The sequence below is a fragment of the Actinomadura macrotermitis genome (genome assembly GCF_009604375.1).
Lineage (GTDB): Bacteria > Actinomycetota > Actinomycetes > Streptosporangiales > Streptosporangiaceae > Spirillospora > Spirillospora macrotermitis.
The window spans coordinates 520,687-544,724 of sequence record NZ_WEGH01000002.1 but is presented as its reverse complement, the minus strand read 5'-3'; the positions used below and the strand labels follow the sequence as shown (position 1 = coordinate 544,724).

28 protein-coding genes are annotated in these 24,038 nt (G+C 73.2%); 15 read left to right on the top strand and 13 right to left on the bottom strand.

Annotated features, from left to right (window positions below; all coding sequences use genetic code 11):
• Positions 1 to 71 precede the first annotated feature (71 nt).
• The 3 genes from ACRB68_RS14355 to ACRB68_RS14345 all read right to left on the bottom strand — a co-directional run bounded on the left by ACRB68_RS14355 (position 72) and on the right by ACRB68_RS14345 (position 2,509).
• The gene (locus ACRB68_RS14355) at positions 72 to 1,127 is read right to left on the bottom strand and encodes a quinone-dependent dihydroorotate dehydrogenase (RefSeq protein WP_153532986.1); all 1,056 of its coding nucleotides are present in this window, start codon (positions 1,125 to 1,127) and stop codon (positions 72 to 74) included.
• A gap of 69 nt (positions 1,128 to 1,196) precedes the next feature.
• Positions 1,197 to 1,487: a putative quinol monooxygenase gene (locus ACRB68_RS14350; protein WP_153532985.1), complete on the bottom strand. Its 291-nt coding sequence runs from the start codon at positions 1,485 to 1,487 to the stop codon at positions 1,197 to 1,199.
• Between the two features lie 14 nt (positions 1,488 to 1,501).
• The gene (locus ACRB68_RS14345) at positions 1,502 to 2,509 is read right to left on the bottom strand and encodes an aldo/keto reductase (protein ID WP_207709693.1); all 1,008 of its coding nucleotides are present in this window, start codon (positions 2,507 to 2,509) and stop codon (positions 1,502 to 1,504) included.
• Positions 2,510 to 2,639: 130 nt separating this feature from the next.
• Here ACRB68_RS14345 and ACRB68_RS14340 point away from each other — a divergent pair, with 130 nt between their 5' ends.
• The gene (locus ACRB68_RS14340; RefSeq protein WP_153532983.1) at positions 2,640 to 3,479 is read left to right on the top strand and encodes a helix-turn-helix transcriptional regulator; all 840 of its coding nucleotides are present in this window, start codon (positions 2,640 to 2,642) and stop codon (positions 3,477 to 3,479) included.
• Here the strand turns inward: ACRB68_RS14340 and ACRB68_RS14335 are convergent.
• The gene (locus ACRB68_RS14335; protein ID WP_328594197.1) at positions 3,437 to 3,805 is read right to left on the bottom strand and encodes a winged helix-turn-helix transcriptional regulator; all 369 of its coding nucleotides are present in this window, start codon (positions 3,803 to 3,805) and stop codon (positions 3,437 to 3,439) included. The two genes, ACRB68_RS14340 and ACRB68_RS14335, sit on opposite strands and share 43 nt — an antisense overlap.
• A gap of 48 nt (positions 3,806 to 3,853) precedes the next feature.
• Between ACRB68_RS14335 and ACRB68_RS14330 the strand changes: the two genes are divergently transcribed.
• The 5 genes from ACRB68_RS14330 (at position 3,854) to ACRB68_RS14310 (ending at position 6,832) form a co-directional block, all read left to right on the top strand.
• A complete protein-coding gene (locus ACRB68_RS14330; RefSeq protein WP_153532981.1) occupies positions 3,854 to 4,237 on the top strand; it encodes a YybH family protein in 384 nt (127 codons plus the stop codon).
• Between the two features lie 177 nt (positions 4,238 to 4,414).
• On the top strand, positions 4,415 to 4,594 hold the full coding sequence (locus tag ACRB68_RS14325; protein WP_153532980.1) for a DUF6243 family protein: 180 nt from the start codon (positions 4,415 to 4,417) through the stop codon (positions 4,592 to 4,594).
• Positions 4,595 to 4,691: 97 nt separating this feature from the next.
• Complete coding sequence (locus ACRB68_RS14320) at positions 4,692 to 5,012, top strand: DUF2795 domain-containing protein (RefSeq protein ID WP_153532979.1); 321 nt, start codon at positions 4,692 to 4,694, stop codon at positions 5,010 to 5,012.
• Between the two features lie 7 nt (positions 5,013 to 5,019).
• On the top strand, positions 5,020 to 6,099 hold the full coding sequence (locus ACRB68_RS14315) for a hypothetical protein (RefSeq protein ID WP_153532978.1): 1,080 nt from the start codon (positions 5,020 to 5,022) through the stop codon (positions 6,097 to 6,099).
• Positions 6,086 to 6,832: an alpha/beta fold hydrolase gene (locus ACRB68_RS14310; RefSeq protein WP_153532977.1), complete on the top strand. Its 747-nt coding sequence runs from the start codon at positions 6,086 to 6,088 to the stop codon at positions 6,830 to 6,832. Before ACRB68_RS14315 ends, ACRB68_RS14310 begins: the two co-directional genes overlap by 14 nt.
• Here the strand turns inward: ACRB68_RS14310 and ACRB68_RS14305 are convergent.
• The 3 genes from ACRB68_RS14305 to ACRB68_RS40170 are packed head-to-tail and all read right to left on the bottom strand — an operon-like array spanning position 6,822 to position 8,418.
• Positions 6,822 to 7,475 carry a hypothetical protein gene (locus tag ACRB68_RS14305; RefSeq protein WP_153532976.1) on the bottom strand — a complete coding sequence of 218 codons (654 nt, stop codon included), beginning with the start codon at positions 7,473 to 7,475 and terminating at the stop codon, positions 6,822 to 6,824. The two genes, ACRB68_RS14310 and ACRB68_RS14305, sit on opposite strands and share 11 nt — an antisense overlap.
• Complete coding sequence (locus ACRB68_RS14300; RefSeq protein ID WP_194293316.1) at positions 7,460 to 8,101, bottom strand: ABC transporter ATP-binding protein; 642 nt, start codon at positions 8,099 to 8,101, stop codon at positions 7,460 to 7,462. Before ACRB68_RS14300 ends, ACRB68_RS14305 begins: the two co-directional genes overlap by 16 nt.
• Positions 8,068 to 8,418 (bottom strand): hypothetical protein, encoded by a 351-nt coding sequence (locus tag ACRB68_RS40170; RefSeq protein WP_194293315.1) that lies wholly within the window; start codon positions 8,416 to 8,418, stop codon positions 8,068 to 8,070. Before ACRB68_RS40170 ends, ACRB68_RS14300 begins: the two co-directional genes overlap by 34 nt.
• Before the next feature lie 62 nt (positions 8,419 to 8,480).
• Here ACRB68_RS40170 and ACRB68_RS42470 point away from each other — a divergent pair, with 62 nt between their 5' ends.
• On the top strand, positions 8,481 to 11,174 hold the full coding sequence (locus ACRB68_RS42470) for a helix-turn-helix transcriptional regulator (protein ID WP_328594195.1): 2,694 nt from the start codon (positions 8,481 to 8,483) through the stop codon (positions 11,172 to 11,174).
• Between the two features lie 2 nt (positions 11,175 to 11,176).
• Here the strand turns inward: ACRB68_RS42470 and ACRB68_RS14290 are convergent, their stop codons facing one another.
• Positions 11,177 to 11,881, bottom strand: coding sequence for a hypothetical protein (locus tag ACRB68_RS14290; RefSeq protein ID WP_153532973.1), 705 nt, complete (start codon positions 11,879 to 11,881; stop codon positions 11,177 to 11,179).
• Positions 11,882 to 12,325: 444 nt separating this feature from the next.
• Here ACRB68_RS14290 and ACRB68_RS14285 point away from each other — a divergent pair, with 444 nt between their 5' ends.
• Complete coding sequence (locus tag ACRB68_RS14285; protein WP_153532972.1) at positions 12,326 to 12,859, top strand: hypothetical protein; 534 nt, start codon at positions 12,326 to 12,328, stop codon at positions 12,857 to 12,859.
• A 6-nt stretch (positions 12,860 to 12,865) separates the two neighbouring features.
• Here ACRB68_RS14285 and ACRB68_RS41235 read toward each other — a convergent pair whose 3' ends face one another.
• On the bottom strand, positions 12,866 to 13,624 hold the full coding sequence (locus ACRB68_RS41235) for a hypothetical protein (RefSeq protein ID WP_235959385.1): 759 nt from the start codon (positions 13,622 to 13,624) through the stop codon (positions 12,866 to 12,868).
• 111 nt (positions 13,625 to 13,735) lie between these two features.
• Here ACRB68_RS41235 and ACRB68_RS14275 point away from each other — a divergent pair, with 111 nt between their 5' ends.
• Both ACRB68_RS14275 and ACRB68_RS14270 read left to right on the top strand, forming a co-directional pair.
• On the top strand, positions 13,736 to 13,891 hold the full coding sequence (locus tag ACRB68_RS14275; protein WP_153532970.1) for an ATP-binding protein: 156 nt from the start codon (positions 13,736 to 13,738) through the stop codon (positions 13,889 to 13,891).
• A complete protein-coding gene (locus ACRB68_RS14270) occupies positions 13,888 to 14,382 on the top strand; it encodes a hypothetical protein (RefSeq protein ID WP_153532969.1) in 495 nt (164 codons plus the stop codon). Before ACRB68_RS14275 ends, ACRB68_RS14270 begins: the two co-directional genes overlap by 4 nt.
• Before the next feature lie 30 nt (positions 14,383 to 14,412).
• On the opposite strand, the gene ACRB68_RS14265 is transcribed toward ACRB68_RS14270, so the two are convergent.
• The 3 genes from ACRB68_RS14265 to ACRB68_RS14255 all read right to left on the bottom strand — a co-directional run bounded on the left by ACRB68_RS14265 (position 14,413) and on the right by ACRB68_RS14255 (position 17,009).
• The gene (locus tag ACRB68_RS14265) at positions 14,413 to 14,907 is read right to left on the bottom strand and encodes a hypothetical protein (protein ID WP_153532968.1); all 495 of its coding nucleotides are present in this window, start codon (positions 14,905 to 14,907) and stop codon (positions 14,413 to 14,415) included.
• Between the two features lie 718 nt (positions 14,908 to 15,625).
• On the bottom strand, positions 15,626 to 16,237 hold the full coding sequence (locus ACRB68_RS14260) for a hypothetical protein (protein ID WP_153532967.1): 612 nt from the start codon (positions 16,235 to 16,237) through the stop codon (positions 15,626 to 15,628).
• 118 nt (positions 16,238 to 16,355) lie between these two features.
• Positions 16,356 to 17,009 carry a hypothetical protein gene (locus tag ACRB68_RS14255; protein ID WP_153532966.1) on the bottom strand — a complete coding sequence of 218 codons (654 nt, stop codon included), beginning with the start codon at positions 17,007 to 17,009 and terminating at the stop codon, positions 16,356 to 16,358.
• Positions 17,010 to 17,179: 170 nt separating this feature from the next.
• Between ACRB68_RS14255 and ACRB68_RS14250 the strand changes: the two genes are divergently transcribed.
• The gene (locus ACRB68_RS14250) at positions 17,180 to 18,160 is read left to right on the top strand and encodes a hypothetical protein (protein ID WP_153532965.1); all 981 of its coding nucleotides are present in this window, start codon (positions 17,180 to 17,182) and stop codon (positions 18,158 to 18,160) included.
• Here ACRB68_RS14250 and ACRB68_RS14245 read toward each other — a convergent pair whose 3' ends face one another.
• Positions 18,161 to 19,477, bottom strand: a complete 1,317-nt coding sequence (locus ACRB68_RS14245) for an ammonium transporter (RefSeq protein ID WP_328594193.1) — start codon at positions 19,475 to 19,477, stop codon at positions 18,161 to 18,163. It lies immediately after the preceding gene.
• 228 nt (positions 19,478 to 19,705) lie between these two features.
• On the opposite strand from ACRB68_RS14245, the gene ACRB68_RS14240 reads away from it, so the two are divergent.
• The 4 genes from ACRB68_RS14240 to ACRB68_RS14225 are packed head-to-tail and all read left to right on the top strand — an operon-like array spanning position 19,706 to position 24,038.
• Complete coding sequence (locus ACRB68_RS14240) at positions 19,706 to 21,019, top strand: extracellular solute-binding protein (RefSeq protein ID WP_153532963.1); 1,314 nt, start codon at positions 19,706 to 19,708, stop codon at positions 21,017 to 21,019.
• Between the two features lie 13 nt (positions 21,020 to 21,032).
• Positions 21,033 to 21,953 carry a carbohydrate ABC transporter permease gene (locus ACRB68_RS14235; protein WP_153532962.1) on the top strand — a complete coding sequence of 307 codons (921 nt, stop codon included), beginning with the start codon at positions 21,033 to 21,035 and terminating at the stop codon, positions 21,951 to 21,953.
• Positions 21,953 to 22,783 (top strand): carbohydrate ABC transporter permease, encoded by an 831-nt coding sequence (locus ACRB68_RS14230; protein WP_153532961.1) that lies wholly within the window; start codon positions 21,953 to 21,955, stop codon positions 22,781 to 22,783. The genes ACRB68_RS14235 and ACRB68_RS14230 overlap by 1 nt, the downstream gene beginning before the upstream one ends.
• A gap of 10 nt (positions 22,784 to 22,793) precedes the next feature.
• Positions 22,794 to 24,038, top strand: coding sequence for an ABC transporter ATP-binding protein (locus ACRB68_RS14225; protein ID WP_153532960.1), 1,245 nt, complete (start codon positions 22,794 to 22,796; stop codon positions 24,036 to 24,038).

Genomic DNA, 24,038 nt, shown 5'->3' with positions numbered 1-24,038 from the left:
TCTTGGCATGCCGGGGCATACCCTGCTGGTGCCGCCGATGGGGTCGGCGGCAACCCGCGCTACGGCAAAGTTCAGCGCCGGGCGTCGGCGAGCGTCGCGAACGCGCTGCCGCGCAGCCGCCGCCGCAGCTCCCGGTGGATGCGGTACGCCCACAGCGGCCCGCCGTAGATCATGCCGGTGTAGCCCTGGACGAGCGTCGCCCCGGCCCGGATGCGCTCCCACACGTCGTCGGCGTTCTCCACGCCGCCGACGGAGATGAGCACCAGCCGGTCGCCGGTGCGCGCGCGCAGCCGCCGCAGCACTTCCAGCGACCGCTCCTTCAGCGGCGCGCCCGACAGCCCGCCGGTCTCCTTGACCAGCCCGGCGGGGCTGCGCAGGCCCTCACGCGCGATCGTGGTGTTGGTCGCGATGATGCCGTCCAGGCCGAGCTCCAGGGCCAGGTCGGCGACGGCGTCGACGTCGTCGTCGGCCAGGTCGGGGGCGATCTTCACCAGCAGCGGCACCCCGCCGGCGGCGTCCTTGACGGCGGTGAGCAGCGGCCGCAGGTGCTCCACGGCCTGCAGGTTCCGCAGCCCCGGCGTGTTCGGCGAGCTGACGTTCACCACCAGGTAGTCGGCGTAGGGGGCGAGGCGCTCGGTGCTCGCGACGTAGTCGGCGGCGGCCTCGGCCTCCGGCACGACCTTGGTCTTGCCGATGTTCACGCCGACCACGGTCCCGGCCTTGCGGTTCCTCAGCCGCCGCGCCGCGTCGGCCGACCCGTGGTTGTTGAAGCCCATCCGGTTGATGACGGCGCGGTCGGCGGTCAGCCGGAACAGCCGCGGCGCGGGGTTGCCCGGCTGCGCCTGCCCGGTCAGCGTGCCGATCTCCACGTGCCCGAACCCGAAGGCGCCGAGCGCGTCGTAGGCGACGGCGTCCTTGTCGAACCCGGCGGCGAGGCCGAGCGGGCCGGGGAACTCCAGGCCGAGCGCGCGCACCGCCAGGGCCGGGTCGCGCGGCGCGAGCACCCGGCGCAGCGCGGGCGCCGCGCCGGGGACGGCCTGCACCAGGCGCAGCCCCCGCATCGTCCAGTGGTGCGCGGTCTCGGCCGGCACCCGCGTGATGACCAGCGAGAACAGAAGTCGATACAAGCGATTCCCCTCCAAAAAGCCCCTCCTACGGTACGGGCCCGGCCCGGCGGGCCCGTACCGCGGGGCGCGTCACCCGGCCTCGACCAGCCGCCGGACGACCAGGGGCTCGGCCAGGATCCGGGCGAGGACCCGCTCGACGTGCCGGAAGTGGTCGGTGGCGAAGTGCTCCTCCAGGGCCTGCGGGCCGGTCCACTCCTCGACGATGACCATCCGGGCGGCGTCGTTGGGGTCGGTGTAGGGCCGGTAGGCCAGGCAGCCGGGCTCGTCCAGCGACGGCTCGATCATGGCTTCCAGCGCGGTGCGCAGCCGGTCCTCCTGGCCGGGGGAGGCGACGCATTCGGCGATGACGGTCAGTGGCATGGCGGTGCTCCCGTTCAGACGGCGCGGGCGGGGCCGGTGCCCGCTCCGGAGGCGGTGATGGCGGCGGCGATCTCCTCGAGGTCGGCCGGCGTCAGGGTGAGGCCCGCGGCGCCGATCCAGCCGTCGACCTGCGCGGCGCTGCGGGCGCCGACGATCGCGCCGGTGACGCCGGGCCAGGCCAGCGCCCAGGCGACGGCGACCTCGGCGACGGTCGCGCCGTGCCGCGCCGCGACCGGCCGCAGCGCCTCGGCGACCTGAAGGTTCGCGGCGAGGCCGGTGGTGAAGTCGTGGTGCGCGGCGCGCCAGTCGCCCGCGGGCAGCGCCGCGGCGCGCTCGGCGGTGAACGCGCCGGTGAGCAGCCCGGACTGCATCGGCGAGTAGACGATCACGCCGGTGCCGTGCTCGCGCGCCCAGGCGATCTCCGCCGCGGCCGACCGGTTGAGCGCCGAGAACGGCGGCTGGACCGCGTCCACGTGCGCGATCTTCTCGGCGGCCTCCAGCAGCTCCACGCCGTGGTTGGACAGGCCGATCGCGCGGACCTTGCCCTCGGCCTTCAGGTCGGCCATGACCTGCCAGTACTCCTCCAGCGGGGTGGCGTTGGGCGACACCGCGCCGAAGCCGCCGCCGGCGTACTCCAGCGACTCGCCGGTGTCGGGGTAGTGCACCTGGTACAGGTCGATGCGGTCCACGCCGAGGCGCCGCAGCGAGTCCTCCACCTCGCGCCGCACGCTGGCCGGCTTCATGATCCGGCGCGGCGCGGCCTGCGGGTCCGCGGGGTCCCAGACGAGCCCGGCCTTGGTGAAGACGTACGGCTTGTCGGCCAGGCCGGCGATGGCCTTGCCGACCAGCTCCTCGGAGTGCCCGAGCCCGTAGACGGCGGCGGTGTCGATCCAGTTGACGCCGGACTCGACGGCGTGCCGGATCGCGGCGATCGACTCGGCGTCGTCGGTGGCGCCCCAGGCGAACCGCCAGCCGGCGCCGGCGACCGCCCAGGAACCGAACCCGAGGCGGCTGATCTTCATGTCTGCGATGGTGTGCTCGTTCTCCATGGCCATCACTCTGGCCGCCCGGAAAAGCCCTACCCAGTGGCCTCCCGTGCCTGGGCACGGCATGACCAGGCTCGCCCCGAAGATCACCCGGAATACTGACGTCATGGACAGGCGCGCAGAACTCGGTGAATTCCTCCGCTCCCGCCGGGCCCGGCTCCGGCCCGAAGAACTCGGGCTGCCCGACTACGGCGGCCGCCGCCGCGTCCCCGGCCTGCGCCGCGAGGAGCTGGCGCAGCTCGCCGGGGTGAGCGTGGACCACTACGTCCGGCTGGAGCAGGGACGCACGCTGCACTTCTCCGAGGCCGTCCTGGACGCCGTGGCGCGCGCGCTGCGCCTGGACGACGCCGAACGCACCCACCTGCACCGGCTCGCGCGCCCCTGGACCGGGCAGGCCGAGGCCGAGCCGCAGCGGGTCCGGCCGGGCCTGCAGCGCCTGCTGGACTCGGCCGGCGACGTGCCCGCCTACATCGTCGGCCGCAACACCGACGTGCTGGCCTGGAACGCCCTCGCCGCCGCCCTCATCACCGACTTCGGCGCGCTGCCGCCCGAGCAGCGCAACCTCGCCCGCCTGGTCTTCCAGGACGAGGGGATGCGCGAGCTGTACGCCGACTGGCCCGGCAAGGCGTCCGACGTCGTCGCCTACCTGCGCTACGACTCGGCCCGCCACCCCGGCGACCCGCGCACCGAGCGGCTGCTCGCGGACCTGTCGGCCGTCCCGGAGTTCCGGGAGGCGTGGGCCGAGCAGCGCGTCAGCGACAAGACGCACGGCCGCTACCTCTACCGGCACCCGGTCGTCGGCGAGCTGGACCTGCGCTACGAGACCCTGCGCATGCCCGACGACCCCGACCAGGCGCTCATCGCGCACACCGTCGAGGAGGGCAGCCCGTCGCACACCGCGCTTCAGCTGCTGGCGGCCTGGGCGCCCCAGTCCCAGAGGGCCTGAAGGACCGGGCCGAGGCCCCGGCCGCGCGGGGTGAGCGAGTAGCGCACCCGCGGCGGCCAGCCGGGCGTCCGCTCCCGGGCGACCACCCCGGCCTCGGCCAGCCGCGCCAGCCGGTCGGTGAGCACCTTGTCCGACAGGACGGGCAGCGCGGCGCGCAGTTCGCTGAAGCTGCGGTCACCCTGAAGGAGCTCGCGGACCACCAGCGTCGTCCAGCGGCCGTGCAGGGCGGCCAGGGCGATCTCCACCGGGCAGTCGGGCGCCGGCTCGGTGACCCGCGCCCGCGGATCGTCGGGCAGCCCTGGGTGACGAACCGTTTGGTGAGCCACGAAAACGCCTCCTAGCTTGTGCGGCATCCCTCCCCGAAAGGATCGCCGATGCGCGAGCTCGCCGAACGTCCCGAGAATGTTCCCGCCGTCTTCGCCGAGCGCTTCAACGCGGGCGACGCCGCGGCGCTGGCGGAGATCTACGAGGACGGCGCGGTGTTCGTCCCCGAGCCGGGCGCGCCGGTGACCGGCGCCGCGCTGCACGAGGCCAACGCCCGCTTCCTCGGGCTCGGGCTGCCGATCACCGTGCGGCCCCGGCACGTCTACACCGCCGGCGACGTCGCCCTGCTGGTCGTCGACTGGGCCATCGAGGACGCGGGGATCACCGGGACCGCCACCGACGTCGCGCGCCGCGGCCCCGACGGGCGCTGGCGCTACGTCATCGACAGCCCGTTCGGCGGAAAACCGGTTGAGCCGCAGGCCGCCCGCGCCTAGCGTGGCGGACATGCTGATCAACGCCCGGGCCACCGCGTGGTGGCCCGTTCCGCAGCGCGTGTACCGCGATCGCCCGGCGGCCGGGTCCGGCCGGAGCGCGATCACCTTCTGAACCGCGCGCTCCTGAGCAGGCCGGACGAGGACTTCTCCGACCACCTGCCGAACGGGAGCACGAGCATGTCCAAGAACCGCAACGGCCTGCTGGGCGTGGGCGGCCAGCGCAGGAACATCTCGCGCAGGGCGCTGCGCGGCGAGTCGTCCGGCGAGCGCGCCGGCGGCGACCCGAAGGCGCTGAAGCGCGAGCTGGCCCGCAGGATGCAGGAGCGCCTGGCCCGGCGCACCGACGCGGCCGAATGACCGATCGAGCCGGTCCCGTCCTGGACGGGACCGGCTCGTGTCATTCCGGGGCTCGGTCCGGAGAGTCACCAGCTGTCGCCGTGGGTAGCGACATGTCATGAGACTTCACGATGCCGACCAGGTCAAAGGCGTGCTGAACGACATGGACTTCCCCGCCGGCAAGGACGCGATCGTCGAGCACGCGCGGCACCGCGGCGCCGACGAGACCCAGCTGCGGGCGCTGCGGGCGATGCCCCGGGCCGACTACGACAACCTGGCCGAGGTGCTGCGGTCGGTGCCGGTCGACCCGGCGCCCGACCGCACCGGCACCGAGGCCGCCGAGCAGCGCCGCGCGCACGGGCAGGGCCCCGCCGGTCTCGCCGAGTACGAGCGCGACGCCGCCCCCTCGCCGATCGAGCAGGAGCTGGACGAGGGCTGAGCCGGCGGTGTTCGAGGGGCTGCGGCGGCGGCTGGTCCAGCGCGGCGACGCCGTGGTGTACCTGCGGTGGATGCTCGCCGGGTTCGCCGTCTCGGTCCTGGCCACCCGGGCCTACCTGGCGGCCACCGGGTACCCGCAGGTGGGCGGCGGCGGGCTGCACATCTCGCACGCGCTGTGGGGCGGGCTGCTGCTGTTCGTCGCCGCGCTGCTGCCGCTGGTCCTGTCCGGGCGGCGCGTGTCCCGGGTGGCGGCCGTGCTGGCGGGCGTCGGGGCGGGCCTGTTCATCGACGAGGTCGGCAAGCTCATCACCCAGGACAACGACTACTTCTTCCCCGCCGCCGCCCCGATCGTGTACGCGGTCTTCCTGCTCGCCGTGCTCGCCTACGTCCAGGTGCGCTCGGGGCGGAAGCGGTCGGCCCGGGACGAGCTGCACCGCGCCTTCGGCGACCTCGGCGCCATGCTCGACGGCGACCTCGACCAGAAGGGTAAGGACGACCTGGACCGGCGGCTGCGCGTGGCCGCCGGCGACAAGGACGCCCCGCCCCACCTGCACCGCCTGGCCGGGCTGCTCCAGGACTACGTCCCCGACGTCGCGGTGTCGGAGCCGGGCCGGCTGCGGCGCTGGGGCCGGCGCCTGTCGGACCTGGCGGGCCGGGTGTTCACCCGGCCCCGGCTGCGCGTCCTGCTGATCGCGGGCCTGGCGCTGTCGGGCGCGGCGGCGCTCGCGGACCTGGCGGCCGTCGCCTATGTCCTGCTGGACTCCTGGGACGGCCGGACCGGCTCGCTGACCGCCCGGTTGCAGCGGGTCGCGGGCATCGACCTCAAGGGGAGCGGCGGCGTCGTGCTGGTGCTAGTCCGCGCCCTGCTGGACGGCGTGGCGGGCGCGCTGCTGCTCTTCGCGGCGTTCCTGTTGTTCGCGCGGGACGCCGGCCTGGCCCTCGCCCAGTACTCCCTGCTGTTCATGGTGTGCGTGGTGGACCTGCTGGTCTTCTACTCGGAGCAGTTCGCCGCGGCGACCTCGGCCATCGTGGAGTTCACCCTGCTCGTCGGCGTGCGCCGCTACCGAGGGGGCGGTGGCGGCGGCTGAGGTCACCCGCCGCTGGGACCGGGCGGGCCCCTTCAGGGTGCGGACGCGGACGCTCGGCGATCCGTCCGCGCCCGCCGTGGTGCTCGTGCCCGGCCTCGGCCTGTCCGGCGCCGCCATGGTGCCGCTGATGCGGCGGCTGGCCGGCCACCGCGTGCTCGCCCCCGACCTGCCGGGCATCGGCGCGAGCGACCGCCCGGACGAGCCCCTCGGCGTCACCGGCCTCGCCGACGCCCTGATCGCGTGGATGGACGCCGTCGGCCTGCCCCGCGCCGCCCTGGTCGGCCACTCCCTGGGGGCGCAGGTCGTCGCGGTCGCGGCCGGGCGGCATCCCGGCCGGGTGAGCCGGCTGGTCCTGGCCGGCCCGAACGGCGACCCGCGGGCCCGGACGCCGCCGGCGCAGGCCGGCCGCCTGCTGCTGGACGCGCCGCGCGAGGCGCCGTCGCTGGTCCCGCTCGCCGTCCGCGACTACCTGTGCTCGGGGCCGTGGCGCATGTGGCGGACGCTGCGCCTGTCGTCGGGCCTGGACCTGCCGGCGCAGCTGCGCCGGGTCCCGCACCGCACCCTCGTGGTGCGGGGCGGCCGGGACCCGGTGGTGACCCGCGCCTGGGCGGAGGAGGTGGCCCGGCTGCTGCCGGACGGCACGGCGGTGACCCTCCCCGGCGCCCCGCACGGCGTCACCTACACGACGGCCGGGGCGTTCGCCGCCCTCGTCCGCCCGTTCCTCAGCGGATGACGCGCACGTGGCGGCGCCAGAGCAGGAGCGCCACCGTCAGCAGCGCGGCGGTGTAGGCGAGGGCGTGCAGGACGAGCGGCAGCGCGGCGGGCGGCGGCAGGGTGACGTCGGTGAACCGCAGCAGCGGGTAGAAGGGCAGGTACCGGCCGACCGCCCCCGGCGCCGTGGGCGCGATGCCGGCCAGGCCGATCAGCACCAGGGTGGCCTCCAGCTCGTGCGGGACGAGCGCGGCGACGGCCCAGCCGAGGGTCACCGCGACCAGGCCGCCGAAGCCGAGGCCGAGCAGCAGGTCGCCGATGCGGTCCGGGTGCGAGCCGACGAGGATGAGCAGGACGAACGCGGTCGCGGTCAGCAGGGCGAGGCCGAGCAGCACCGCGATCCGCCCCGCCAGGATGTCCAGCGGCCGGTAGCCGGCCTGGACCAGGCGCGGGTCGACCCGGCGGCTGCCGAGCACCGCGAACAGCGCCGCGGCGCCGCTCGTCCAGCCCATGGCGAGCGCCCCCGCGCCGATCGCCCAGGGCGCACCGGACGCGCGCTCGGCCAGGTACCAGGTGGCGGGCAGGCCGAACAGCAGCCCGAGGGTGACCCAGCGGCGGGCCAGGTCGCGGGCCTGCATCTCGGCGACGGTCAGCGCGCGGAGCATGCCGGCACCTCGATCACCTGGTCGGCCCGCCACAGCTCGGCCAGCAGGTGGGTGACCACGACCACCGTCTTGCGCTGGTCGCGCCAGGCCGCCACGCAGTCCCAGAAGTCCACGTAGGCGCCGTGGTCGAAGCCCTGGTAGGGCTCGTCCAGCAGCAGGATGTCGGGGTCGCCGAGCAGGGACAGGGCGAGGTTCAGTTTCTGGCGGCCGCCGCCGGACAGGTGCCGCACGGGCGTGCGGTCCTGCCCGTCGAAGCCGAACGCGCGCAGGACGCGGGTGCCGTCGGCCAGCGAGCGGGCCCGGTCCCAGCCGGCGGCGCGGCCGAACAGCACCAGGTGGTCGCGGGCGGTGAGCCGCTCCAGCAGCGCGGGCTCCTGCGGGCAGTAGCCGGTCCGCCCGAGGCGGGTGACGTGGCCGGTGTCGGGCCGCAGGACGCCCGCGCAGATGCGCAGCAGCGTGGTCTTGCCCGAGCCGTTCTCGCCGACGACGGCCGTCACCTCGCCCGGCCGCGCGGTCAGCTCCGCCCGCTCCAGCACGACGCGGCGGCCGTAGCGCTTGCCGATGCCGGTGGCGGCGAGGGCGGGCACGGGGTTCACCCCGTCGCCCGCGCCTGGCGGCCGGTCCACGCGAGCCCGATCCCGGCGGCGGCGAGGGCCAGCCCGGCGCTCACCGTGGCCAGGACCCAGGGCGGCGCGTCCAGGAAGTACGACGGCAGGGCGATGACCGCGGCCCAGACCAGCCGGGAGACGATCACCAGGGCGGTGCCGCCCCTGCGCTCGCTCCAGGCCAGCAGCACCCCGGCGAGGGTGGCGAGGGCGAGGACGCCGGAGGCGACGCCGACGAACACCGGCGGCGGGTCGGGCAGGGCGATCGCGATGAGCCCGTCGACGTTGCAGGCGGCCGACAGGGCGCACAGCAGGAGCCCGAGGTGGAAGCGGTTCATGGGGGTTTCCTTTCTCCTTGACCTGCCGCCAACGCTAGGAATCGGGCAGGCTACGGGCATCGGTGGTTCCACTCAGCGGGGTACTCAACGCGATGTTCGTAGGGCGGGAACGCGAGCTGGCCTTCCTGGAGGAGCGCCTGGCCGAGGCGCTCGCGGGGGAGGGCGGCGTCGTGCTCGTCGAGGGCGACGCGGGGGCGGGCAAGACCGCGCTCGCGCACGTCCTCGGCCGCCGCGCCCGCGCCGGCGGCGTCCGCACCGCGTGGGGCACCTGCCTGGAGGGGGAGGGGGCCGCGCCGTACCGGCCGTGGGCGCAGATCGTCCGCACGCTCCGGCTGCCCGGCCTGGACCTGGCGGGCGGCAGCCGGCCGCGGCTGTTCGACCAGGTCGCCGAGGCCGTCCGGGACGCCGCCGGTTCCGGGCTGCTGCTGGTGCTGGACGACCTGCACTGGGCCGATCCGTCCTCGCTCGCGCTGCTGCGGGTGGTGGCGGCCGAGGCCGCCGACATGCCGCTGCTGCTGGTCGGCCTCTACCGCGGCCCCGAGCCGCCGGAGCTGCGCGCGGTGCTGCGCGAGCGGGCCTGCTCGCACATCGCGCTCGGCGGCCTCAGCCCCGGCGAGGTCGGGCGGCTGGCGGCGTGGACGCTCGGCCGCGATCTGGACGAGCGGGCGCTGGCGGGCCTGCGCGACAGGTCGGGCGGCAACCCGCTGTTCGTCCTGGAACTGCTGAAGCTGATCCGGGTCACCGGCCGCGCCGGGGGCGGCCTGCCGCAGGGCGTCCGCGAGGTGATCGAGGAGCGCACCGGCCGGCTCGGCGCACCGGCTGCGCGCGCGCTGCGGCAGGCCGCGGTGCTGGGCCGGGAGTTCTCGCCCGAACTGTTCGGCGCCGTCACCGGGGAACCGCCCGAGGTCCTGGACGAGGCGGTGGCGGCCGGGCTGGTCCGGCTGGACGACGACGGCGCGATCCGGTTCGCGCACGCCCTCGTCCAGGAGGCCCTCTACGCGCGCCTCGGCGCGGACGAACGCAGCCGCCTGCACACGCTGGCAGCGCGCGCGCTGCAAGACGGCCCGATCGAGTCGCTCGCCCACCACCTACGGCAGGCCGGCGAGCGCGAGCGCGCGCTGGAGGCGACCCTCGAAGCGGCCCGGCAGGCCGCCGCCCGCCTCGCCTACGAGCACGCCGCCGTCCAGTACCGCGCGGCGCTCACCCTGCCCGGCGCCGCACCCCGCCGCGCCGGGCTGCTCGTCGAGCTGGCCCGCTGCGAGTTCCGCAGCGGCGACGTCGAGGAGGCGTGGCGGCACTGCCGGCAGGCCGCCGACCTTAGCCGGGCGGCCGGCGACGCGCGGACCGTCGCCGACGCCGCCACCGTGCCGCGCGGCATCCAGCACTTCTCCCCGCTGGCCGCGCAGGTCCACACCCTCTGCCGGGAGGCGCTGGACCTGCTGGGCGACGCCGACCCGGTGCGCCGGGCACGGCTGCTCGCCCAGCTCGCCATCACCGCCGACCCGTGGGCCACCAGCGGCGGAAGCGACCTCGGCGAACAGGCCCTCGCCACGGCCGAGGGCACCGGCGACGCCGAGGCGCAGCTGCTGGCGCTGCAGGCCCGGCACACCGAGCTGGCCAACCGGCGGCACGTGCACGAGCGGCTGGCCCTCGGCGAGCGGGCGATCCGCCTCGGCCCGCCCGAATGCGCGCTGTGGGGGCACAGCTGGCGCCTGGACGCCTTCGCCGAGCTGGGCCGGCGCGTGGAGTTCGACGCCGAGCTGGCCGCCTTCACCCACCTGGTCGAGCGGTCCGGCGAGCCGCTGTGGCGCTGGCACCGGACGCTGACCCTGGCCGGCCTGGCCCACCTGGAGGGCCGCTTCGCCGAGGGCCGCGCCCGGACGGCCGAGGCCCTGACCATCGGGCGGCGCTGCGGGCACGAGGGCGCGGAGTTCATCGACCTGGTCTTCGTCGCCCACGACGCGGTGCTCACCGGCGAAGGGCTGGCCGAGGTCGAGCCGCGCGTCCGCCGCTTCACCGAGCAGGGCCCCTACTTCGCCCGCGCCTGGCTCGCCCTGGTCCTCGCCCACCTCGGCCGCCGCGACGAGGCGTCCCGGATCTGGCACGAGCTCGCCCCGCACCTGACCGAGGTGCCCGAGCACACCAACGAATGGCTGATCATCGCGGTCGGCAACGCCGAGCTGCTCGCCCTGCTCGGCGAGACGACCGGCGCGCCCGCCCTCTACGCCACCCTGCTGCCCTTCGCGGGCGGCCAGGTGAAGGCCCCGTCCGCCACCCCGTGGGGCGGGCCCGTCTCGCTGTCGCTCGGCCGGCTCGCGCTCCTGCTGGAGGACTGGCCCGCGGCCGAGACCCACCTGCGGAACGCCCTCGCCGAAAGCCGCGCCATCGGCTCCCCGCCCTACCAGGCGCTCACCCACCTGGAGCTGGCCGTCCTCGGGCTGCGCCGCCGCGCCCCGGGCGACCTGCGGGCCGCCGCCGCGCACCGCGAACACGCCCACCAGGAGGCCGAACGGCTCGGCATGCCCTCCCTGGCCGCCCGCGCCGGCGCCCTGCGCGGCGCGGACGGCAGCCCGCTCTCGAACCGGGAGGCCCAGGTCGCCGCGCTGATCGCCGAGGGGTTCACCAACCGGCAGATCGCGACCCGGCTGCACCTGTCGGAACGCACCGTCGAGAACCACATCTCGCACATCCTCGACAAGCTGGGCGTCAACAACCGCGCCCACATCGCCGCCTGGCACAGCTCCCAGGGCGCCTGACGTCAGAACATGCGCAGATCGCGGCGCAGGACCTCCAGCATGGGCGGCAGGGGACGATCCAGCGGCAGGGCGTCGTATCCGGGGAAGCCGCCCCAGGCGAGCGACAGCCGCAGGTACTCCACCAGGGTGATGCCGGGGCGGCGCGGCACCCCGTCCAGCACGGGGTCCACCGGACTGCCGGGCAGTTCCAGCGAGTGCGAGCTGCCGCTGATGTTGGCCTTGTGGAGGTCGTCCGGCGCGAAGGGCACGGTTCCGCCGTCCCTGAAACTCTCGGCGAGCGACAGGAAGTCCGCGGCCGAGGGGAGGCACAGCGGATCGGGCAGCAGGCCCGACTCCTCGTGCGGGTCCTGGTGGTAGGAGACGTGCGGCAGGGCCGCGCCACCGTCGCCGAGCAGATCCACCGATCCCACGTGCTCGAAGCAGCCCCGCAGCGCCAACGGCAGTTCTCCGAAGGACCGTTCCAGCTGGGCGATGGCCCGTGTATCCGCCGCCGTCGGCCGAACCCGGGTGTCATCCGGCATCGCGAACACGAACCCGGCCTCGTTCAGGCGCTCCACGATGACATCGCAGTTCAGGGCTACCCGCGTCATGGTCTCCCGGACGACCTCCTCGGCGTCCTCCCGCAGCGCGCCGGGGACGCCCGCGCGCATCTCCTGCCACACGGGATAGAGCTCGCCGTCCCGGTACCGGCTGATCCATGACGCCATGGGGGCCGATCGTGGACGAGGCCGCAGCGGTCGTCAAGTCCGGGGCGTCCGTGCCGGGCTGCCCCGGTCGCGACGGAGACGGGGTTGATGTCGCTGTTCGGGGTGCTTCACGCACTTTAGGGATAAAAAACGCGAATGGCTGGGATGTGGTGGTCTCAACTTCCCTGGAAGACCATCGGCGTGTTTCCGGGAGTGATGGCGCGAGATCTATGTCACATGATATTTCGCCAGACGATACAACCGACCTGCTGTCGATATACCCGTTACTCCGGAAGTCTAATACCGATCTTGCTTCCGTTTCATGGGTGCAGGAACAGTCAGGCCAATGGCCGATCTCGGCCATTCGGGAACCCGGGGAATTTCGTTGACACCTATTCAGGTGTGCTGCAAAGTCACAAATCCCCGTTGGGGATCATGATTCGGCAATCGCACGGGAGGCAGCGCATGGAACAGCAGCGTCGAGGTTCCACGCAGGGTCTGAAGCGGAAGCTGGCCGTGGTGGGGGCCGTGGCCGCCATGGGCGTCGTCGGCACCATGGGGGCGGCGGAGGCGGCGACGCCCGCCGGCCCCACGGTCCTGGCCAAGTACAACGTCGACTTCACGACCGGTGCCACGACCGGTGCCGCGGCCCAGAGGGTCCGGGTCATCCACTGCGAGGTCCGCTTCATCGGCGACCACGGCGGTATCCCGCACAAGTCCGGTCACGTGCACGGCACCATCAACGTCCGCACCGGGGTGACCTGTACCCAGCCGCTCCGGATGATCCGCGGGAAGGTCGGCCTCTTCAGCAACCGCGGCACCAAGATCAAGGCGTTCGGCAGCACCGGGTCGCGCACGGCCAAGGGCAACGCGGCGCTCGTCTGCCGGACCGGCCGCTACCACGGCGAGGTGGCCGCCACCCTCTACGCGCCTCCCGGATACACGCCCCCGGTCGCCACCGTCGGCAAGAAGACCCGCACGGTCTCCATCCACTGCTGATCCGGATCAGCGGTTGATCTCGTCGCTGTCCGCCCACACCGGGTCGGTCACCTGCACCGGGACGGCCTCCAGCCGCTCGTCCGCCAGCAGTTCGGCGACGAGCGCGGCGGTCCCCCCGAGGTAGGTGGAGTCCAGATCGGTCTCCGTGGTGACGCACCACGCCCGGTCATCGGGCCAGAACAGGCTGGGCGACTGCGGAGCGAGTGACATCGCGAGTTCACCGGCGGCGTCGAGAGGGCCCTCGAGCAGGAGATAGCTGCGTTCCGGCAGCTCCACTCGGGGGCCTTCGGTGATCTTCGGCGGGAGCACGTCGGGCTCCCACGCGTCGCCCGCGTCCGCCGTGAACGTGGCGGTCGAGCCCGCCGAGGCCGGGCCGTACCCGTCCCAGACGCAGAACCAGCAGCGGCCGGCCGACTCGGTGTGCCGGGCCAGGACGTCGCACAGCGCCGCCAGGAGCGCCGGGTCCAGCGACCCGGAGTCGGGCTCCTGCGCCCACGGCCGCGCGTCGCCCGTCCGCGGCACGGGCCCGGCCAGCGACTGGAACTGCACCCGCGGATGCACCACTCCGCCCGACCACGCGGCCACCCGCGCCCACGTCACCGGGCTCCCGTCGGCCGCGTAGGCCGGGTGCAGGATCCGCGCGTAGGCCTCGAAGCCGTGCGGCACCAGAGCGCCCACCCCGGACCCGAACGGCCCGACGCCCGCGACGACCCAGCCGGCCGGCCCGACATCGCCGCACAGAGTGAGCCGTGAACGCCGAACCATCAGCCGCCCCCAGATCGCGCACCTTCGCCCCGCACGCTACGCCATGTGCGGCGCACCGGCAGAGCGTCGAGGCCGACGGCGGAGTGCGAGCCGTCCGGGAGGGGAAAGACGGTGTCGCAGAAGCCCTCCGGATCGGCTCACCGCCTGCATGCGACTTCGGGGCGCGGGCTCTTTCTGATCGAGAACCTGGTGCGTGAGTGGGGTGTGCGACCGCTCGCCGACGAGGCCGGGAAGGTCGTGTTCGCCGTGCTGGAGCCGGTGGCATGAGCGCCGGGCGAGAGGTCGCCGAGGCCCTGCCCTTGATTGCCTTGGGCAGGGCCTTGCAGGATCTGCGCGGGGTGGAGGCGTGGCTGGTGTCACCGCCGGCGACGGGGGCGCCGTATCTGGTCGTGCGCAACACCGCACCGTGGGCCTACGGGCAGCAGCGGGTATCGGTGTTCGACGACCTGTTCGTGTGGCCCGGCGGGTGCGTTTCTCGTGCGCCGCTGAAGCGGGCCGCCGCTGCCATCGCCGCGTCACTGGATGTCGCGCATGAACCTGGGCATCGGGGTGTGCGGGCGGGGTGCGCCATCGGCTGCCTGGGGCTGGACGAATGTGTTCTCGGGCCGTTGTACCGGGCCGGGCTGCGCACTGTTGGGGAGCTGGTGAAGGTGGCGCGTAAGCGCGGGCTGCTCGGCATCCGCAAGATCGGTGCCATCCGCGCGGTGCAGATCTACGGTGCTTTGCACCGCGCGGGCTTCAAGGTTCCGCCGCCCTGAACCTGTTTCTTCCTCATGGACGCGCGGCCGTCACTGGGTTTCGCGGATGAGGGTGGCGGTCTGGCCGGAGAAGCGGACGGTGACGTTGTGCGGACCGGCCTTGGCCCACTCGTCGAGCCCCTCGGGGGAGCACTTGCTGTTGTCGGGCGGGGTGCTGCCGTCGGGGCAGGTGCCGCCGGCGACGTACACGACGGTGTCGGTGGCGGTGAAGAAGGCGACGTCGCCGACGAGGTACTTGCCCGGCGCCAGGTAGCGCAGTTGTCCCCACTTGGACTTGATCTGCTGGCCGGCCTGGGGCGCGGGCGGGGTGTGCCGGATCGTGGGGGTGCCCGGAGCGCCCGGGTTGCCGGGTGCGGGGGCGGCGCTGGGGGTGGACGCCTCGTTGGGCGTGGCGGTGCCCGGCGCGGGCGCGGAGCCGGTGGGCGACGAGGGCGCGGGCGCCGCGGTCTTGTCGTTGCCGCCGCCGCAGGCCGTCAGGCCGAACGCCAGTGCCGCCGCCATGCCGGTGATCGCGATCTTCCGCATGAGTTCCTGCTCCCGTCCTCGGTGCGCGACCTTGTTGATCACGCTGTACCGGGTGAGATGGGGGCGCGGGCGGCGGAGTTGGCGCGCCGGGACGTGATCAAGCCGACCCGGTATGGGCCGAACCCGCGGGCCGATGGGGGCGTCTGGATGTGCCGACGGCATGGGGAAGTTCACGCCGTTCTCGATCTTTCTCTTCGTGCCAGTTCACGGTGCCGGCATGCCGCCGCAGGCAACGCTCCTCGCGGCCTTGGTGAAGGTCGGGGCGCCGCTTCGTCCGTCTTTAGGGACGGTGCGTTCAGCCGCCGCGGACACCGAGCGGGACCGGCTTCCGCGTCTACGGCTGCGCTGCCCCGGGCGGTGCCGGAGCGTGATGCCGGTCTTGGTCGCGGCCGGATCCACGGCCTGGTGAGCAGGTTCCACAGGTGCCCGTTGATGGCGACTCCGCGCAGAATGCGGGCATTTGGACGGTGGTCGCCTTGACCCCACGTCGGGCGAAACAGATGAGGGCAGGCCATGCGCTCTTGTGGGGCAGCGTGGCGACGCCGACTTCGCCGCTCCGGAGGTGCCGGTCGGTGATTTGCCGGACTGGCGGCCGGGAGCGCTGCGGCTACGGCTGGGACGGCGCTGCTGGTGAAGCGTTCGTATGACAGCGACCTCGCGGCCTACCCGCGCGGGTGGGGTGGTGCGGTGTCGCTGGCCTTGCGGCTTTGGAGGGTTGCTAGCCAGCGGTTCGCTGGCCGGTGGGCCGGTGGGCCGGTGGGCCGGTGGGCTGCGGTTGCGGCCGGGGCGGTGCTGTTGGTGAAGTGGCCGTGTGGCGGCCTCGTAGGAGGCGCCAGAGCAGCCAGGCCTGGGCGGGGCCGGCCAGGATCAGCAGGCCGCCGGTGCTGAACGGCAGCGCCATCAGGAGCAGGGCCGGGCCCATCAGTGGCATCAGCCAGATGGCCGCCATGCTTTCGCTGTTCTGCGCTGTGGTGAACAGGGCCCAGAACGCGACGGTGAAGTACACGGCGGCGTAGCCGTAGGCCCACCAGAAGATGAGGGGGCCGCGGCGGTAGTGGTGGGTGAAGGCGTTGATCGGCTCGGCCCAGGTGCCTGACCGCCGGCGCAGGAGGGTCAGGACGGCGGTGGCCTGGAGCAGGCCGGCGAGGGCGCAGGCGAGCATGTTGCCCGGTGGCGCCGCCAGGGACGCCGGGTAGGTCAGGGCGCGGACGGCGCTCTGCGGGCTGCCGTCGTCGAACATGTCCGTGAAGCTCAGCCCGTAGATGGTCAGGGGCGCCGCCGCGTAGGCCAGGGCCGTCGCGGTGGCCAGGTGACGCACTCTGAAGGGCATGGGCTCCGTCCTGCTGTGGGGCGCGGGTGCCCCCGTTCGGTACCCGCGCAGGTCACAGCTTTCCGGGTGCGGTGGGTGGACGGTATCCGTGCTGGTACTCAGGGTGGGGTGAGTATGTTCAGCCGAGGAGGGCTCGGCAGGCCTGGCCCACCGGGGCGAGGATGTTGCGGCCGACCCAGCGGGACGGGGCGACGACCGTGACCCGCCACACTGCCCGGATGGCGTGGCCGACGGGGGTCAGGATCGTTCGGTACAGCCAGCGGAACGGGGTCACGATGAAGACCCGGCCGGTCCAGGCCAGGATGCGGCCGGCGAGGGCCCAGGTGGCGGCGAGGAAGCGGCCGATCGGGGCCAGGACGTAGCGGTACAGGGCTACCAGCGGTACGACGACGAAGGTGTACAGGAGCCAGGCGATCGCTCGGCCCAGCGGAGCCAGGACGTAGCGGTAGAGCAGCTTCAGCGGCGGCACTATGAGGGCTGTGAACAGCCAGGCGAGTGCCAGGCCGATGGGGCGCAGTATCCAGCGGTAGATCTGGGTCGCGACGAAGCGGACCGGCGCGACGATCAGCGTCTTCCAGAGCCAGGCCAGCGCGACCGCCAGCGGGTACAGCACGTACCGGGAGAACTGGGCGAGCACCCAGCCGACGCCGCGCCCCACCAGTTTCAGCAGCTCCCACAGCAGCCGCAGCGGGACCATGATCACCAGGGCTATGGCGCGCAGCGGCCAGAGGATGCATCCCGGTGCCTCGGCCCGGTACTGGTCGTTCGCCATGCTCACGTGCTCCTGTCGGTGTTCGCCGTCCCCTTGTAAGAGGGGGCGGGCGGCCTGGAGGTTCCCGCGGGGGTGAACCCTGTCCCGCCGTCGCGCCGTACTGCCCCTCGATCCGGGAGGGCGGTGCGGCCGCTCCGCCTCGATCGACCGACAGCGAGAGAGGACACGACATGGAAATCCGACGCTGGGCGATCCCCGCCGTGGCCGTCCTGACCGCGACCGGCATCACCCTCACCGCGTGCGGGCAGGAGGCCGGCAAGCAGCGTAACGCCGCCGCCGGGTCGAAGGTGACGCCCGGGCCCTCCGAGGAGCCTGCGGACGATCCGGCCCCGCAGGCCACGACGCTGGAGGTGGCCAGCGTGACCAGGATCGGCAGGGTGGTCACCGACGGGGACGGGCGCACGCTCTACCGGTTCGACAACGACACCGCCCGGCCGCCCGCCTCCACCTGCGAGGACGCGTGCGCCAGGAAGTGGCCGCCGGTGTGGGCCGGCAAGGACGACGTCGAGGTCAAGGGCGTCGACAAGGCCCTGGTCGGCAAGGTCCGGCGGCCGGACGGCAAGTGGCAGGTCACCCTCGGCGGCTGGCCGCTGTACCGGTTCGCCAAGGACGTCAGCCCCGGCGACGCCAAGGGGCAGGGCGTCGGCGGCACCTGGTACGCCAGTGCGCCCGACGGCAAGAAGGCGGGCGGCGGCGCCGCGCCGGCTGCGGCACCGCCGCCGCCGGGCGGTCGGCGCTGGAGCGGCTGGACGGTCCTGAAGGCCAAGCAGGACCCCAAGCTCGGCCTGATCCTCACCGACGGCAAAGGCCGCACGATCTACCGGTTCGACAAGGACAAGGCCAAGCCGCCCACCACCACCTGCTTCGGTGCCTGCAAGGCGCTCTGGCCGCCGGTGGTGTTCAACGGCTGGAAGCACCTGAAGCTCGAAGGCGTCGACCGCAAGCTGGTGGACTTCATCGAGCGCAAGGACGACGGCAAGTGCCAGCTCACCGTGAACGGCTGGCCCATGTACTACTACGCCAAGGACGCCGCCCCCGGCGACGCCAAGGGGCAGGGCGTCGGCGGCGTCTGGTTCGCCAGCACTCCCGAAGGCAAGAAGGCCGCGGGGACCTCCTCCGGTGACAATGGCGGCTACGGCGGGGGTTACTGATCAGCCGCCCGCGCCGGGGACGCCCGGCGCGGGCATCGGCCGGCCGAGCGGCACGGCGCCGCCGATCGGCGACGCGTGGCCGAGGACGCCGTGCTCGTAGGCCGTCTCGGCGTGCAGGGCGAGGTCGACGCCGGTGTTCTCGTCCTCGGCCGACACCCGGAAGCCCATGAGGCGGTCCAGCAGCTTGCCGAGCCCGTAGGTGACGGTGAAGGCGTAGGCGCCGACGGCCAGGGCCGCGACGGCCTGCTTGCCGAGCTGGCCGAGGCCGCCGCCGAACAGCAGGCCCTGCGCGCCGCCGGTCATGACGTGCGCGGCGAGCAGGCCGATCAGCACGGTGCCGACGATGCCGCCGACCAGGTGCACGCCGACGACGTCGAGCGAGTCGTCGTAGCCGAAGCGCAGCTTCCAGCCGACCGCGAACGAGCAGACGACGCCCGCGACGAGCCCGACGGCCAGCGCGCCGAGCACGTTGACCGAGCCGCACGACGGGGTGATCGCGACGAGGCCGGCGACGACGCCGGAGGCGGCGCCGAACGTGGTGGGGTGGCCGTCGCGGCGCTGCTCGACCAGCAGCCAGCCGAGCAGGCCGGTGCAGCCGGCGACCAGGGTGTTGAGGAAGACCGCGGCGGCGGTGCCGTTGGCGTCGAGGGCGGAGCCGGCGTTGAACCCGAACCAGCCGAACCAGAGCAGCCCGACGCCGAGCAGCACCATCGGCAGGTTGTGCGGCCGCATGGCCTCCTTGCGGAACCCGATGCGCGGGCCGAGGACCAGGGCCATGGCGAGGCCGGACGCGCCCGAGGCGATCTCCACGACGAGGCCGCCCGCGTAGTCCAGCGCGCCGAGGCCGGCGATCCAGCCGCCCGGCCCCCACACCCAGTGCGCGATCGGGACGTAGACCAGCAGCGCCCACGCCGGCACGAAGACCATCCAGGCGGAGAACTTCGCCCGGTCGGCGATGGCGCCGCTGATGAGCGCGGCCGTCAGGATCGCGAAGGTGAGCTGGAAGGTGGCGAACAGCAGCTCGGGCACCTTGCCGTGCGCGGTGCCGGGGGTGATGCCGGCGAGGCCGAGGTGGTCTAGGCCGCCGAGCAGGCCGAGGCCGCCGAGGTCGGCGCCGAAGACCAGGCTGTAGCCGGCGGCGAGCCAGACGACGGTGACGAGCGCGATCGCGACCAGGCTCATCATGATCATGTTGAGGGTGCTCTTGGCGCGCACCATGCCGCCGTAGAACAGGGCGAGCCCGGGGGTCATCAGCAGGACCAGGGCGGTGCTGGCCAGCAGCCAGGCGGTGGCACCGGCGTCGATCGTGGAGGGCACGTCGGCTCCTTCGGGGGTCGGCGTTCGCCCGAGAATCACCGGTGCCCGTTTCGGGGCGTATGCCGTTCTGTTTCCGGCGTGTTTCGTGTTTCGACTGTGTTGCGTTCCACGCACGCCGGGTATCGACCCTCGACAGCGTCGTTGTCCGGTGTTCTGATGGAAACCGGCCCCGCCACGCATGCGGTCCGGCGAAGTGTCCGCAGGTGGCAGGACGCTTCGGGAGGCCCGATGGTCGAGCGAGCGAGGTACCGCGGCCCCGGCCGCCGCATCCGCGGCGCGCTGGCACTGGCCCTGACGGCGGGCGGCCTGGCCGCGTGCTCCAGCGGCGGCGGCGCCCCCACCCTGCGGTGGTACACCAACCCCGACGACGGCGGCCAGGCGCGGCTCGCCGCGGCCTGCACCCAGAAGGCGGGCGGCCGGTACCGGATCGGCACGTCGGTGCTGCCGAACGACGCGACGGCGCAGCGCGAGCAGCTCATCCGGCGGCTCGCCGCCAAGGACTCGGGCCTGGACATCATGAGCCTGGACCCGGTGTTCGTCGCCGAGGCCGCGAACGCCAGGTTCCTGCGCCCGTTCGCGCCGGAGGAGAGCCGGCAGTTCACCCAGGGCGTGTTCCCGGCGGCGGTGCAGAACTCCACCTGGGAGGGCAGGCTCTACGCCGCCCCGTTCTGGGCCAACACCCAGGTCCTGTGGTACCGCAAGTCGGTCGCCAAGAGGGCCGGTGTCGACCCGGCGGCGCCCGACTTCACCTGGGACAAGATGATCGACGCGGCGGTGCGGACCGGCACCACCGTCGGCGCCCAGGGCAACAAGTACGAGGGCTACATGGTCTGGGTGAACGCCCTGATCGCCTCGTCCGGCGGGCGGATCATCGGCAACGCCGAGAAGGGCGACGACGCCTCCATCGAGATCGGCTCCCCAGCGGGCCGGCAGGCCGCGGCGATCATCTCAAGGCTGGCGCACTCCAAGGCGGCCAGCCCGACGCTGTCCACCGACATCGAGGAGCAGACCCGCGCGCTGCTGAACGGCCCGCGCGGCGGCTTCATGGTCAACTGGGGCTACATCTGGCGCGCCGAGAACGGCGACGCCAAGGACGGCGTGATCAGCAAGAGCATTCCGGGCGACCTCGGCTGGGCCCGCTACCCGCGGGCCGTCCCCGGCCAGGAGAGCAGGCCGCCGTTCGGCGGCATCGAGCTCGGCATCGGCGCCTACGGCAAGTACAGGAACACCTTCGCGGTCGAGGCGGTCAAGTGCATCACCTCCACCGAGAACATGAAGAAGTACATGCTCGACTCGGGCAACCCGGCCGCGCGCCCCGAGGTCTTCGACGACCCCGAGGTGGTCAGGGAGTTCCCGATGGCGGCGCTGATCCGCGACTCGATCAACAGTGCCGCGCCGCGTCCCATCACGCCGTACTACACCGACGTGTCGGGCGCCGTGCAGAGCCGCTGGCACCCGCCGGCGTCGGTGGACCCGAACACCACGCCGGGCCGGTCGGCCACCTTCATCCGCCAGGTCCTGCGCGACGAGGCGCTGCTGTGAGGAGGCAGGGGACATGACCGCTGTGCAGGCGGCGCCGCCGGCGCCCGCCGCGACCACCGACCGCAGCCGCGCCGAGCGGCGGCTCGGGCTGCTGCTGTCGGCGCCCGCCGTGCTGGTGATGCTGCTGGTCACCGCCTACCCGCTGTGCAACGCCCTGTACCTGTCGCTGTTCAGCTACCGGCTCACCGCGCCCGACGACAAGCGCTTCGTCTGGTTCGGCAACTACGTCACCGCGCTGACCGACGGCCTGTTCTGGCAGGACGTGTTCACCACGTTCATCATCACCTTCTGCACGGTCGCGGTGGAGATCGTGATCGGCTTCGGGCTGGCGCTGGTCATGCACAAGGCGATCTTCGGCCGGCGCACCGTGCGCACCGCGATCCTGCTGCCCTACGGCATCGTCACGGTGATCTCGGCGTTCGCCTGGAAGTACGCCTTCGACCTGCAGTCGGGGTTCGTCAACTCCTGGTTCGGCCTCGGCGACTACGCCTGGTTCTCCGGCCGCTGGTCGTCGCTGTTCGTCATCATCGTGTCGGAGATCTGGAAGACGACCCCGTTCGTGTCGCTGCTGCTCCTGGCGGGCCTGGCCCAGGTGCCCGGCGACCTCGGCGAGGCCGCGACGGTGGACGGCGCGACCGCCTGGCAGCGGCTGTGGAAGGTGACGATCCCCAACATGCGCGCGGCGATCATGGTGGCGGTGCTGTTCCGCACCCTGGACGCCTGGCGCATCTTCGACAACGTGTTCGTGATGACGGCCGGCCAGCAGAAGACCGAGACCCTGTCGTTCCTGACCTACCGGCAGACCATCAGCCGCACCGCGATCGGGCTCGGCGACGCGGTCGGGGTGCTGCTGTTCCTGTCGGTGGTGCTGATCGCCGCGGTCTTCATCAAGGGGTTCCGGGTGGACCTGTCCCAGGTGAGGAGTGACCGCTGATGGAGTCGGCCCGCTCGAAGGCGCTGTGGATCGCCGTCTCGGCGGTCATCCTGGTGTGGGCGCTGTTCCCGGTGCTGTGGATCGTGATGCTGTCGTTCAAGCAGCCCGGCGAGATCGGCAACGTGCACCGGTTCCTGCCGAAGAAGTGGACCTGGGAGAACTACCACACGGTCTTCGCGACCGACCTGTTCACCTCGGCCCTGATCAACTCGATCGGCATCTCGCTGATCGCGACCTTCGTCGGGGTGGTGTTCGCGACGCTGGTCGCCTACGCCATCGCCCGGCTGGACTTCCCCGGCAAGAAGATCATCCTGTCGTTCGCGCTCGCCATCGCGATGTTCCCGGTGGTGTCGCTGGTCGGGCCGCTGTTCAACCTGTGGCGCGACATCGGCCTCTACGACACCTGGCCGGGCCTGATCATCCCCTACATCTCGTTCGCGCTGCCGCTGGCGATCTGGACGCTGTCGGCGTTCTTCCGCGAGATCCCCTGGGAGATGGAGCAGGCCGCGCAGGTCGACGGCGCCACCAGCTGGCAGGCGTTCCGCAAGGTCATCGTGCCGCTGGCGGCGCCCGGGGTGTTCACCGCCGCGATCCTCACCTTCTTCTTCTGCTGGAACGACTTCGTGTTCGGCATCTCGCTGACCTCCACCGGCAACGCCCGGCCCGTCCCGGCGGCGCTGGCGTTCTTCAGCGGCGAGTCGCAGTTCGAGCAGCCCACGACGGCGATCTGCGCGGCGGCCGTGGTGGTCACCGTCCCGGTCGTCGTCATCGTCCTGCTGTTCCAGCGCCGCATCGTCGCCGGGCTGACGTCCGGCGCCGTCAAGGGATAGGGGAGCCGGCATGGCCGCCATCACCATGAGCAACATCGTCAAGAAGTACGGCGACGGCTTCCCGGCCGTGAACGACGTCTCCCTGGACGTGCAGGACGGCGAGTTCATGATCCTGGTCGGGCCGTCGGGCTGCGGCAAGTCCACCCTGCTGCGGATGATCGTCGGGCTGGAGGACATCACCTCCGGCGAGATGCGCATCGGCGACAAGGTCGTCAACACCGTCGCGCCGCGGCAGCGCAACCTGTCGATGGTCTTCCAGAACTACGCGCTCTACCCGCACCTCACCGTCTTCGAGAACATCGCGTTCCCGCTGCGGCTCGCCAAGACGCCCGACGAGGAGGTGCGCCGCCGCGTCACCGAGACCGCCGGGCTGCTGGAGCTGACCGAGCACCTGGAGCGCAAGCCCGCGAACCTGTCGGGCGGGCAGCGGCAGCGCGTCGCGATGGGCCGCGCGATCGTCCGGCAGGCCGACGCGTTCCTGTTCGACGAGCCTTTGTCGAACCTGGACGCCAAGCTGCGCGGCCAGATGCGCACCGAGATCGCCCGGCTGCAGCGCCGCCTCGGCGTCACCACCGTGTACGTCACGCACGACCAGACCGAGGCGATGACGCTCGGCGACCGCGTCGCGGTGCTGCGCAAGGGCGTGCTGCAGCAGGTCGGCAGCCCGCGCGAGCTGTACGAGCAGCCCGTCAACCTGTTCGTGGCCGGGTTCATCGGCTCGCCGTCGATGAACTTCCTGCCCGCGTCGGTGGAGGGGACGCAGCTGGTGACGCCGCTCGGCCGGCTGGACCTGCGCGACCCGGCCAAGGCGGCGGCGGCCGCCGGGCGCGAGGTGGTGCTGGTCGGCATCCGCCCCGAGGCCTTCGAGGACGCCTCCCTGGTCGGCGCCGACAAGCGCGCGACGGGCCAGACGGTGCGGGCCCGGGTGGACGTCACCGAGTGGCTCGGCAACGAGCAGTTCGCCTACGTCCCCTACGAGGCGCCCGCCGACCTCGCCGCGCAGCTGCGCGAGCTGTCGCGGGAGCTGGACGGCGACCAGCTGCGCACCCAGGCCGTGGTCGCGCTGGACGCCGCCAGCCTCATCGCCGCCGGCGACGAGGCCGAGCTGTGGGTCGACACCGGCAGGCTGCACATCTTCGACCCGGCGACGGGCGAGAACCTGACCCGCGACGAGGAGCGCGTCGCCGAGCTCGGCCGGCACGCCGAACGCGTCCGGCTCTCCCAGCGCGGCGCCCGGCAGGACGCGCCCGGGTAG

Excerpts from the sequence above, each read along its gene's own strand:
- ACRB68_RS14350 (WP_153532985.1), bottom strand. The coding sequence starts at position 1,487 with ATGCCACTGACCGTCATCGCCGAATGCGTCGCCTCCCCCGGCCAGGAG.
- ACRB68_RS14345 (WP_207709693.1), bottom strand. The coding sequence starts at position 2,509 with ATGAAGATCAGCCGCCTCGGGTTCGGTTCCTGGGCGGTCGCCGGCGCC.
- ACRB68_RS14340 (WP_153532983.1), top strand. The coding sequence starts at position 2,640 with ATGGACAGGCGCGCAGAACTCGGTGAATTCCTCCGCTCCCGCCGGGCC.
- ACRB68_RS14330 (WP_153532981.1), top strand. The coding sequence starts at position 3,854 with ATGCGCGAGCTCGCCGAACGTCCCGAGAATGTTCCCGCCGTCTTCGCC.
- ACRB68_RS14325 (WP_153532980.1), top strand. The coding sequence starts at position 4,415 with ATGTCCAAGAACCGCAACGGCCTGCTGGGCGTGGGCGGCCAGCGCAGG.
- ACRB68_RS14320 (WP_153532979.1), top strand. The coding sequence starts at position 4,692 with ATGAGACTTCACGATGCCGACCAGGTCAAAGGCGTGCTGAACGACATG.
- ACRB68_RS14305 (WP_153532976.1), bottom strand. The coding sequence starts at position 7,475 with ATGCTCCGCGCGCTGACCGTCGCCGAGATGCAGGCCCGCGACCTGGCC.
- ACRB68_RS40170 (WP_194293315.1), bottom strand. The coding sequence starts at position 8,418 with ATGAACCGCTTCCACCTCGGGCTCCTGCTGTGCGCCCTGTCGGCCGCC.
- ACRB68_RS14290 (WP_153532973.1), bottom strand. The coding sequence starts at position 11,881 with ATGGCGTCATGGATCAGCCGGTACCGGGACGGCGAGCTCTATCCCGTG.
- ACRB68_RS14285 (WP_153532972.1), top strand. The coding sequence starts at position 12,326 with ATGGAACAGCAGCGTCGAGGTTCCACGCAGGGTCTGAAGCGGAAGCTG.
- ACRB68_RS41235 (WP_235959385.1), bottom strand. The coding sequence starts at position 13,624 with ATGGTTCGGCGTTCACGGCTCACTCTGTGCGGCGATGTCGGGCCGGCC.
- ACRB68_RS14270 (WP_153532969.1), top strand. The coding sequence starts at position 13,888 with ATGAGCGCCGGGCGAGAGGTCGCCGAGGCCCTGCCCTTGATTGCCTTG.
- ACRB68_RS14265 (WP_153532968.1), bottom strand. The coding sequence starts at position 14,907 with ATGCGGAAGATCGCGATCACCGGCATGGCGGCGGCACTGGCGTTCGGC.
- ACRB68_RS14260 (WP_153532967.1), bottom strand. The coding sequence starts at position 16,237 with ATGCCCTTCAGAGTGCGTCACCTGGCCACCGCGACGGCCCTGGCCTAC.
- ACRB68_RS14255 (WP_153532966.1), bottom strand. The coding sequence starts at position 17,009 with ATGGCGAACGACCAGTACCGGGCCGAGGCACCGGGATGCATCCTCTGG.
- ACRB68_RS14250 (WP_153532965.1), top strand. The coding sequence starts at position 17,180 with ATGGAAATCCGACGCTGGGCGATCCCCGCCGTGGCCGTCCTGACCGCG.
- ACRB68_RS14240 (WP_153532963.1), top strand. The coding sequence starts at position 19,706 with ATGGTCGAGCGAGCGAGGTACCGCGGCCCCGGCCGCCGCATCCGCGGC.
- ACRB68_RS14235 (WP_153532962.1), top strand. The coding sequence starts at position 21,033 with ATGACCGCTGTGCAGGCGGCGCCGCCGGCGCCCGCCGCGACCACCGAC.
- ACRB68_RS14230 (WP_153532961.1), top strand. The coding sequence starts at position 21,953 with ATGGAGTCGGCCCGCTCGAAGGCGCTGTGGATCGCCGTCTCGGCGGTC.
- ACRB68_RS14225 (WP_153532960.1), top strand. The coding sequence starts at position 22,794 with ATGGCCGCCATCACCATGAGCAACATCGTCAAGAAGTACGGCGACGGC.